General features: G+C 69.6%; 10 protein-coding genes and 1 pseudogene. 3 read left to right on the plus strand and 8 right to left on the minus strand.

Features of this window, described 5'->3' with window-relative positions; all coding sequences use genetic code 11:
* Both IEZ10_RS38245 and IEZ10_RS40195 read right to left on the minus strand, forming a co-directional pair.
* Positions 1-2,350: ATP-binding protein (locus IEZ10_RS38245; protein WP_229812095.1), on the minus strand; the 2,350-nt coding region annotated here is incomplete at its 3' end.
* A 97-nt stretch (positions 2,351-2,447) separates the two neighbouring features.
* Positions 2,448-2,576, minus strand: a complete 129-nt coding sequence (locus IEZ10_RS40195) for a hypothetical protein (protein ID WP_268246441.1) — start codon at positions 2,574-2,576, stop codon at positions 2,448-2,450.
* 468 nt (positions 2,577-3,044) lie between these two features.
* Between IEZ10_RS40195 and IEZ10_RS38255 the strand changes: the two genes are divergently transcribed.
* From IEZ10_RS38255 to IEZ10_RS38260, 3 genes are all read left to right on the plus strand, one after another.
* Positions 3,045-3,503, plus strand: a complete 459-nt coding sequence (locus IEZ10_RS38255) for a transposase family protein (RefSeq protein WP_268246442.1) — start codon at positions 3,045-3,047, stop codon at positions 3,501-3,503.
* 89 nt (positions 3,504-3,592) lie between these two features.
* The gene (locus IEZ10_RS40615) at positions 3,593-3,796 is read left to right on the plus strand and encodes a Helicase associated domain protein (RefSeq protein ID WP_506004887.1); all 204 of its coding nucleotides are present in this window, start codon (positions 3,593-3,595) and stop codon (positions 3,794-3,796) included.
* Positions 3,797-3,840: 44 nt separating this feature from the next.
* A complete protein-coding gene (locus tag IEZ10_RS38260) occupies positions 3,841-4,098 on the plus strand; it encodes a hypothetical protein (RefSeq protein WP_189251388.1) in 258 nt (85 codons plus the stop codon).
* A gap of 27 nt (positions 4,099-4,125) precedes the next feature.
* Here the strand turns inward: IEZ10_RS38260 and IEZ10_RS38265 are convergent, their stop codons facing one another.
* The 6 genes and pseudogenes from IEZ10_RS38265 to IEZ10_RS38290 all read right to left on the minus strand — a co-directional run.
* Entirely contained in the window at positions 4,126-4,518 is a 393-nt protein-coding gene (locus IEZ10_RS38265; protein WP_189251389.1) for a hypothetical protein, read from the minus strand.
* A 423-nt stretch (positions 4,519-4,941) separates the two neighbouring features.
* Positions 4,942-6,183 (minus strand): low temperature requirement protein A, encoded by a 1,242-nt coding sequence (locus tag IEZ10_RS38270; protein WP_189251392.1) that lies wholly within the window; start codon positions 6,181-6,183, stop codon positions 4,942-4,944.
* Positions 6,180-6,539, minus strand: a complete 360-nt coding sequence (locus IEZ10_RS38275) for a putative antibiotic biosynthesis monooxygenase (RefSeq protein ID WP_189251393.1) — start codon at positions 6,537-6,539, stop codon at positions 6,180-6,182. Before IEZ10_RS38275 ends, IEZ10_RS38270 begins: the two co-directional genes overlap by 4 nt.
* A gap of 64 nt (positions 6,540-6,603) precedes the next feature.
* Positions 6,604-6,885 (minus strand): annotated as a pseudogene (locus IEZ10_RS38280) (SDR family NAD(P)-dependent oxidoreductase); the annotation flags it as partial.
* Between the two features lie 179 nt (positions 6,886-7,064).
* The gene (locus tag IEZ10_RS38285) at positions 7,065-8,522 is read right to left on the minus strand and encodes an aldehyde dehydrogenase family protein (protein ID WP_189251390.1); all 1,458 of its coding nucleotides are present in this window, start codon (positions 8,520-8,522) and stop codon (positions 7,065-7,067) included.
* A gap of 160 nt (positions 8,523-8,682) precedes the next feature.
* Positions 8,683-9,196 (minus strand): helix-turn-helix transcriptional regulator (locus IEZ10_RS38290; RefSeq protein ID WP_189251391.1); only part of this gene is annotated, 514 nt, incomplete at its 5' end.

Genomic DNA, 9,196 nt, shown 5'->3' on the forward strand with positions numbered 1-9,196 from the left:
GCTCGACGCCCGGCAGCCCGAGCGCCTCCTCGAAGCACCGGACCATGTCCTCAGCAGCCGATGTCATCGCCGTGACCGTGGCCGCGCTCAACGCGAACCGCGACGAGAGGTGACCGACACCGGCGTCGCGCAGCGCGTCCGCGTGCCGTCGCGCCTCCGCGTGCCGCCCGGAGCGCACGGCGGCCTCGACGAGGTCCGGCGCGGACCACACGGCCTCGGGGTTGAACGGCGGCAGCACACCCGGGGCGCAGATCGCCGTGGCGTGCCGGAACGCCGTCTCGAAGTCGGCGGCGCCGAGGGCCACCCGGGCCGCCGCCTGGTGGGCGCAGTTCTCCAGCCGCCGCAGGCCCCTGGGACCCGACCACCTCCAGATGTCCTCGCAGTGCTCCCGGCACGCGTCGAGGGCGCCGCGCTGGGCCGCGGCCATTGCAGCGACGTAGTGCCCCACCTGGGCGAACAGGTGGTACCCCGTCTCCTCGGACAGTGCGATGAGCTCGTCCGCGGCGCCGGCCGACGCCTGCCACCGGCCGGCGTACAGATCGTCCAGGGCGACGAACATCAGGGCCGGCATGCTCGATCCCACCGCGCCGCCGTCGCGTATGACCCGGGACACGGCCTCGCGACAGCCCGGAAGCCGGTCGAGGTACGAGGCGGTCAGGGCGGTGCGGATGACCACGTCGGCGTCACTCTGGTCCCTCAGCCGCGCGATCTCCTCGTCCAGGCGGCGCAGCATGCCGTCGGTGACGGAGCCGAGGTCGTGGTGGACGCGCCCCAGCGACGCCGCGGCGGCGGGCGTCGCCTCGGGGACCCGGGCGAGCACGTTGACCAGAGGCTGCCAGTGCTCGGGCCGGCCCGAGTACTGGCTGGCGAGGGTGAGGGTGAACAGCGCGGTCTCCAGCTCCTCATGCGGCGGTCCGGGCATCATCGGGGCCTGCTCGACCGCCTCCATCAGGAGTGCATGGGCCGTATCGGCGTCGCCTTCCGTGACGAGCACCAGGAAGCCGGCAGTCGCGGCCGCCGAGAGCGACCGGGCCGCCGGATTGCCCTCGACCTCATGCATGATCTCGTGGCTGACCTCCAGATGGCCTGTGACCCAGGCGGCGGCATAGGCGGCCTGCGACAGGCGGCGCCTGCGGTCCGCTCGGTCGGGGCTCAGCTCGGCCGCGCGCCGCAATCTCGCTATTGCGCCGTCAGCGTCACCGCGCCGCAGGCTGCTCCGGGCCGCCGACTCCACGACGGCGGCGACCGCCTCGTCGGGCGCCGTCGTGGCTCTCGCGAGGTGATCACCGCGCCGCTCGGGCTGGTCGGCCAGCGCGTCGGCCAGCCGACGGTGGGCGCCGCGCCGCTGTTCACCGGTGGAACCGTCGACTACCGCGGTCCTGACCAGCGGATGCCTGAAGCGCACCGCGCGGCCGTTCTCCGTGACCATGACCAGGTGGTCACGCTCTGCGGGAGCAAGTTCCTCAAGGCTGCCCGGCCCGCCGGCCGCCTCGAGAATGCCGATGTCGCCGGAGCCCTCAAGAGCCGCGAGCAGCAGTACCTCGCGCGTTCTGTGCGGTAGCCGTCCGACGCGGGCGCCGTACAGAGCGCGGACATCCCGTCCCTGGCCGCTCGCCCACCCCGCCCCTTGGCCGTGTTGGCCGCCGGACGCCCCGGTGGACCCGGCGAACTCGAGCAGAGCCAGGGGGTTTCCCTGTGCCTCGTGCGCCAAGGTCGAAAGGACCCGGCGGGGAAGGTGGGCGAAGCGCCGGGACAGCAGTCGCAGGGCGTCCGCGTCGTCCAGCGGCGCGATCTCGAGCTCCGGCAGACCGGTGGACCGGAAGGATTCGTCGGGCTCCTCTCGCTGTGCTCCGAGCAGCCCGATGCGGCGACCGCCCAGTCTTCTGGCGACGAAACCCACCGCGGCCCGGCTCGCCTGGTCGACGGCATGAAGGTCATCGACCACGAGGAGCAACGGCCGCTCCTTCGCGGCCTCGTCGAACAGGGACAGTGCCGCGTTCAGGACGGCGATCCGGCTCGGCGCGGGGCCGGCGCCGAGACCGAGGGCGACCTCGAGGGCCTCCCGCGTGGAATGCGGCAGACGACCGAGCTCGTCCGGCAGCGAGCCGACGAGCTGATGGAGTCCCGCGAAGCTGATGTCCGTCTCGTACTCGTCGCCGCTCCCGCGGACGACCCGCACTCCCTTCGCCACCGCCAGCTCGGCGGTCGCGTCCAGGAGTGCCGTCTTGCCCACGCCCGGATCACCGGTGAGCAGCAGGGCGGCTCCGTTCATCCCGGCCATGTCCAGGAACGCCGCAAGCTCGGCGAGCTCGCCCTCCCGGCCGACCAGTCCGGTCGGGCCGACGCCCATGTCTGTCCTTGACTTCGCCCACATCCGCCGTGTCCCTCGCTATACCTCGCGAGGCAGTCGAACCACCAGCCACGCACTTGACCAGCAATTATCGCACTCACCGGCAAACGGAGCCTGAAGCCATCTGCTTCGCCGACACCCGCAGCTCCCAGACGAAGATCATGCAGAACACCAGCCGGGCGCTGCGGCCCCACCGCAACGACAGCACGAAGGTCACGTGGATCATCGTGCCGGTCGTCCCCCCGCCCGGCAAAGACCCGGCCGACATGGTCGCCTCCGCCAGCTACCGCCCCCTCGTCGCCGTCCTCCAGAGGCCTGCGCAGTCATGAGGAACGACTCGTCGAGCAGCTCGCCTCCCGCGCCCACACCAGCGGACAGCGCAAGATCCACGTCCGACGCGACGAAGACGGACGGATCCTCGCCGCCGGCACCGGCGGCGAGGACGACGGCGAAGACCAGGAACACTACGACGCCGACGCCGCTGCCGAGTCCGCCCTGCTCCACTTCTCCACCCCGCGCGACCCAGCGACCATCGCGGCCTTACTGCGCACCCGGGTCTACCGACCCGGATCCCTGATCTGGCCACAGGGCTGACAAGCCCTGCGGCGCTGGCGAGCCGGGAACGAGATCACCGGCCTCTACGCCGTCCCGTACGACATGGAGACCGGGGTTGGCGCGACGAAGGCTTCTCAGCTTGGGAGGTGGCTTCACCAGTAGAGAAAGGCGCTGTAAATGCCACGGCCTGCTCGTGATCGCGCTCACCGACGATCGTGGCCGACTGCTGTGGGTCTCCGCAGCCCGGCCCGGACGGTCCTCGGAGATCACCGCCTGCCGCCACGACCGCCTCACTGCCAAGCTGCGGGCGGCGGGCCTGGGAGCCATCGCCGACCTGGGGTTCGTCGGCCTCGACGACAGCGATCCCGACGTCGACCCGGCGGTGATCACCGGCTACAGGGCTGCCCGGAACCGCCCCCTGACCCGCGGCCAGAAACTGTCCAACAAGGCCCTCGCCGCCGTCCGGGCCCCGATCGAGCACGGTTTCGCCCACCTGAAGAACCGGCGCGTGCTCGGCAAGATCCGCACCGACCCGAAGTGGGCGACCACCCTGGTCAGGGCCCTGCTGGTCCTGACGAACCATGAAGTTTCCCGGTGACCGATGATCTACGCCGGAGTCATCCGCCCGCGACCAGCACGAGCACTCCGGCCCCCGCGCACACCAGACCTCTGACCAGCAACTTAACGATGCACAGTGCTCAATGGGTTGAACGGGAAGGCGCCCGCCGGCCAGTCCCGCGCGACCACAACGAACAGATCACGGTCGACGGCGAGAGAGAACCGGTGGTCGTGAAACTGGGTGTGTGGACATCGAGCACCCGCACGAGGCGAGACAGACTCAGCCAAGAGCAGTTGGAAGCGCTGCGGGCGGTGGGGGTTGAGTGGGCATGACGCCGGTAGCGACCCCGGGCCGTCATGCAGATTCCCTAGGTTTCATGCTGTCTGCAGGTTCAGGCCGTGAGCTTCTTGAAGACCGTCTCGAAGCGGTCGAGGGTCTCGTTGTCGACCTGCTCGAAGAAGGCTTCCTTGTCGCTGGTGAGCTGGTGTGCGGGGCCGACGTGGTCGAAGTCCCGGGGCTTGTTCTGCTTCTCCCGGGCGATCCCGATGCGCTTGAGGATCGGGAGGGGCTTGTCGGTAGCGATCAGGTCTGCCTCGTTGATGGTGACGCGGCCCTGTTGTGGAGCCAGAGGTAGTCCTTGGTGGAGAACAGGTCCTCGATGTCAGCCGTCTCGGGGAGCCCTTCGAGTTGGCTGATGACGTGATGTGGGTGGCGTCGACGTTGGCGGCCTGAGCGGCGTTGAGGACCTTGGTGGTTTCGGCTCCGTCGATGAGCGCGCGGACGGGCAGTCGGCGTCCCATGACGGCGACGAAGGCCGGCAGTTGCCGATGCCGCCGACCGGGATGATCGCCAGCCGGGGATCGAGGCCGATGCGGCCCTGGCTGATCAGGTAGTCGGGCATGCGCATGAGGAAGATGGAGTCGCTGCTGCCTTCCACCGCCAGGAGCGGGCCGGCCCCGAGGAACTGGTGCTGAGATACGGAGTATCCGAGCGCCGCCTCCACCGGCAGGATCGTCTTGGGGTCGGCGGACAGGCCGGCCGAGGTGATGACCACGCCCAGACTCGGGTCTTCGTGGGTCGCCTGGTGGTGGATGGCGCATGGTCTCGTACCGCGTGGGGTCGATCATGTGCTGGGAGTGGGTGGTGTAGAGGACCTGCTGCTTGGGTCCGAGCTGGCCGTAGGCGTACCGGAGGAAGTCGCCCTGGGCCTCGCCGTGCAGGCTGGTGCCCGGTTCGTCGAGCAGGCGTGGGCACCGACTCGACGGTGCCCACGGCGCGTACGGTCGCGTGGGTCACCGCGTCCCCGCCCCGCCGTGAGGACGTCGTTCAGGGCCAGCGGGTTCGCGGTGTCGAGCGGGTGCGTCCCCGTCGTCGGCGTGAATAACGTGTCGCCGTCGTTGAGCAGGTGCACCGGGCGCACGGCACGGGCGCCGTCGTACGCCGTGCCGGCCAGGTTCCCGCGGCGACGAGGGTTCCCTCACAGAACTGGCACCGCGACGCTTTCCTCGCCCCTCCCGCGCTCCGGGCTCGCCCCGAGCGCCGTCAGCGTCACCCCGGCTGCCACCGCCAGCGCCGCCACCAGCCCCGCCACGAGCACCGCCCAGTGACCCAGGAACGTACAGACGACCACCAGCAGCGCCGTGACCGGCAGCACCGACTGCTGGGCGATCCCCACCTTGTAGAAGCGCGAGTGCAGCGCCCACACCGTGAGCAGGAACAGCGCTGTCGGCAGCGTCACCGCCGCCGAGGCCGACAGCGCCGAAAGGTGCGCCTTGCCCACCGCCTGCTCCACCGCCACCTCCAGGCCGGCCCCGATCGCGGCACCCGAGACGAAGATCAGGTAATGACCGTAGCCCCAGAGGAAGGACTGCCGGTTGGAACGGAGGTGCCCGTGGATGGGGACCGCAAAGTACACCCACCAGGCGGCGAAAATGATCAGCAGTCCGCCGGCGGCGATGGGCAGCAACTCACCCAGGGCCTCGTGCTCGTCTATCCCCGACTTCACGGCGACGGTGGCCGCCGCGATGGTCTCGCCGAGCACGATGAGCGTGAGCAGCCCGTACCGTTCGGCGATGTGGTGGGGGTGCCACGGCGTGGGGTGGGCCCGCTCCGCATACAGCGGTACGGCCATCTCCAGCAGCGCCATCACCAGGAAGACCCACGGGCGGCCGACCTCCGGCAGGGCCAGTAGCCCCAGCCAGCCGATCTGGCACAGCCCGATGGCGTACCGCAGCGCCATCGTCCGCTCGGGGCCCTGGCTCGACCGCGCCACGCGCAGCCACTGCGCCGTCATGGCGAGCCGCATGATCAAATAGCCCAGGATGATGACCAGGTACGCGTGTTCCTCGAACGCCTGGGAGACGCCTGCCGTCAGGACGAGCACGCCGGCTATCTGGATCAGCGTGACGATCCGGTACAGCACGTCGTCGTTGTCGTAAGCCGAGGCGAACCACGTGAAGTTCATCCACGCCCACCAGATGGCGAAGAAGATCATCAAGTAGTTGAGGATCCCCTCGCCCGTGTGTCCCTCGACTATGGCGTGCACCAACTGGGCGCCTGCCTGGGCTATGGCCACGATGAAGCACAGGTCGAAGAAGAGCTCCAGTGAGGAGACGCCGCGGTGGGTCTCGTCGCGGCCTCGCGCCGTGAGCCTGCGCAGTGGTCTGTGGTGTGCGGGCGCCGCGGAGCACACCGGCGGCGGAGTCGGGCTGCTTGTCATCTGGTGAGCCAAGCTCCGAAATGCCGCTGCAGTCGGGGATTGATCTGCCAGACCATCGCTGCTGCCGCCGCCGGGACGAGTACAGCGAGTCGCACCGGCAGGTACAGATCCTCCAGAACAGGGTTCGTGGCCAAGCCCAGCAGGACGATGGTGGGGTAGATACCGCACACGGTGAGGAGCCACAGCTTCCAACGCCGGACGGCGGCCGGAGCGGTGGGGCCGAGCCGGGGTTCGGCGTTCGCGAACGTGTTCCGGCTCTGCTCCCGAAGCGTGTGCCGGATGTCTGTCACTGCCGGTGGGCTTGGCAGTCCAGGATCGTCGGCACCGTAGGCATCGGAAACAATTCTCTCGTTCATGGACCACTCCAAATCGAAATGCTGCGTATCGTTTTGATTCCATCGGTTCCTGCGCGACCGAGGTGATGTTGGCGCTGCGTGATGGGCTGCCCGCGCGCAACAGCGGCAGCAGTTGCAGGGTGAGCAGCACAGGGGTCAAATGGTTCACCGCCAGCCGCTGCTGGTATCCGTCTGCTGACACGCTTCGGATGGCGCCGTTCCAGGTGAAACCCACACCCGCGTTGTTGACCAGCACGTCGAGGCGATCGTGCCGTGCCGCCACTTCGGCCGCGAGTCGCAGGGTCTCGGCCAGAGCGGACAGGTCGGCGATGTATTGCTCGGCCCCGAAACGCTGCGCGATCGGCACCAGTCGCTGCGGGGCACGACCGTGCAGAAGCAACTGATCACGGCTTCCGCAAGCTCCTCAGCCAGAGCGAGACCAAGACCGTTCGTCGCTCCGGTGATCAGATCGACGCCTGGTGCAACCTTCCCGTGCGGGGGGACGGCCCGGTGCCCAGGTGAGCGCCGGGCCAGGTCATGATCTGATCAGTGAGCGGACTGGGTGTGGTCCTGCTCCACGTACACCTTGAGGGCCTGGAACTCCTCGATTGCGCGCGGGCCGCACAGGTAGCCGTAACCGCTTCCCTTGACGCCGCCCTCCTCGAAGTCCTCGCTGATGGCCCCCCAGGTGTTGATCCATACCGTGCCGGTGCGGATGCGCCGGGCGATCCGGCGGGCCTTCATCGAGTCCGAGCTGAACACCGAGGCGGCCAGGCCGTAGATGGTGGCGTTCGCCTTGGTCACGGCGTCGTCCTCGTCGTCGAAGATCTCGAACGTCTGGACCGGACCGAAGACCTCTTCCTGCACGATCCGGACGTCGGTGCGGTCCACCTCGATCAGGCTCGGCCGGTAGAACGCGCCGGTGGCCAGGGGGCCGTCGGTGACCACACCGCCGCGCAGCAGTACCGTGCCGTACGAGGTGGCTTCCTCGACGATCGCGTCCACCCGCTGGGCGGACGCCCGGTCGATCACCGGGCCGAGCTGGGCCTTCTCGTCGTCGCCCGAGCCGAGCCGCACCTGCGCGAGCGCGGCGGTAAGCCGAGTGCGCACCTGGTCGGCGATGTCCCGGTGAACCAGTACGCGGGAGCCGGTGCAGCAGAACTGCCCGTTCATCAGCACCAGCGACTGCACCACGGTCGGGATCACCATGTCCAGATCGGCGTCGGGAAAGATCACCATGGGCGCCTTGCCGCCCAGTTCCAGACCGAGCCGCTTGAGCGTGGTGGAGGCCGCGGCCGCGATATGGCGCCCGACCGGCGTACTGCCGGTGTAGTTGATCACGTCGACCTTGTCCGAGGAGACCAGGAACGGGGCCCCGGTGTTGCCGGACTCGGTGAACACGCTGACCACGCCCGCCGGGATCTCCGGGACCGAGGCCAGGACCTGCGCGAAAAGCTCATTGGTCAGTGCCGTCTGAGCCGGCAGTTTGACCACGGCGGTGCAGCCGGCGGCCAGCGCCGGGCCCAGTGCCCGCACGGTCAGCATGATGGGGGAGTTCCAGGGCGAGATGATCCCGGCGACACCGAGCGGCTCGGGCACCGAGTGGGTGTACTGGCCGGGTGCCGTCTCGGCGGCGCGTCCGGCGGTCTGGGTGCGCGCAGAGGCCGCCGCGTACCGCAGCCACCCGACCGCACCGCTGACCTCCCACGTGGTCTCACCCAGCAGCTTGCCGTTCTCCCGGGACAACATGGCCGCAACCTCGGGTACCCGGGCCTCGAGGGCGTCGGCCAGCCGGCTGAGTGCGGTCGCCCGGAGCGAGGGAGTGCGCGCCCATTCGGTGGTCTCGAACGCGGCAGCGGCTGCGTCCACGGCGGCCGAGGCCTCTGCTTCGCCGCCGTCGTAGAACGAGCCGACGACGGTGCCGTCGGCCGGGTTGATCGATTCCAGAACCGAGCCGGAGCCGGTCCACTGTCCGTTGATCCAGTGCTGCGCGATGGTGTTCATGGTCCGCTCCTCGTGGTCTCGCCCGGGTACCGGGCCGATTCGATGTCTCCACGAGAATGGCTCGGCCACCGTGCTGACAGCCTCCGTCAGCTGACTGACATCCGGCCGACGGCTCGCTTACGTCAGTACCGGGGCAGTGCTGAGACCCGACCGGTAGCTCTCACAGCCGGGTGGCCGGAGGCTCGGGAGGCAGCGCCTCCAGAGCGTCGCGGAGCCCGGCCCGCGACGTGATCCCCAGCTTCGGGAACACACGGTAGAGATGCGACGACACGGTCCGCGGCGAAAGGAACAGACGCGACGCGATCTGCGGGTTCGACAGCCCCGTCGCCGCCAGCCTGGCGACCTCCAGCTCCTGCGGGGTGAGGGCCTCACCAGCCTTGCCCCGGCCGCTCCGAGTCATCCCGGTGGCGCGGAGCTCCGCCGCGGCCCGGGCCTCCCACGAACGGGCCCCGAGCTCCTCGAAGCAGCCGCGGGCGGCGGCCAGCTGCACCCGGGCCTCGCGGTTGAGCCCCTGACGGCGCAGCCTCTCGCCGTACGCCAGATGAGCACGGCCGACCTCGAAGGGCCACTGCTCGACGCCCGGCAGCCCGAGCGCCTCCTCGAAGCACCGGACCATGTCCTCAGCAGCCGATGTCATCGCCGTGACCGTGGCCGCGCTCAACGCGAACCGCGAC

Origin of the sequence: Streptosporangium pseudovulgare (assembly GCF_014648055.1) — a bacterium.
Classification (GTDB): Bacteria; Actinomycetota; Actinomycetes; order Streptosporangiales; family Streptosporangiaceae; genus Streptosporangium; species Streptosporangium pseudovulgare.

What these genes read in the sequence shown, in the direction of transcription:
- IEZ10_RS40195 (WP_268246441.1), bottom strand. Translation starts at nt 2,576, where the DNA reads ATGATCCACGTGACCTTCGTGCTGTCGTTGCGGTGGGGCCGCAGCGCC.
- IEZ10_RS40615 (WP_506004887.1), top strand. Translation starts at nt 3,593, where the DNA reads ATGCACAGTGCTCAATGGGTTGAACGGGAAGGCGCCCGCCGGCCAGTC.
- IEZ10_RS38260 (WP_189251388.1), top strand. Translation starts at nt 3,841, where the DNA reads ATGCTGTCTGCAGGTTCAGGCCGTGAGCTTCTTGAAGACCGTCTCGAA.
- IEZ10_RS38270 (WP_189251392.1), bottom strand. Translation starts at nt 6,183, where the DNA reads ATGACAAGCAGCCCGACTCCGCCGCCGGTGTGCTCCGCGGCGCCCGCA.
- IEZ10_RS38275 (WP_189251393.1), bottom strand. Translation starts at nt 6,539, where the DNA reads ATGAACGAGAGAATTGTTTCCGATGCCTACGGTGCCGACGATCCTGGA.
- IEZ10_RS38285 (WP_189251390.1), bottom strand. Translation starts at nt 8,522, where the DNA reads ATGAACACCATCGCGCAGCACTGGATCAACGGACAGTGGACCGGCTCC.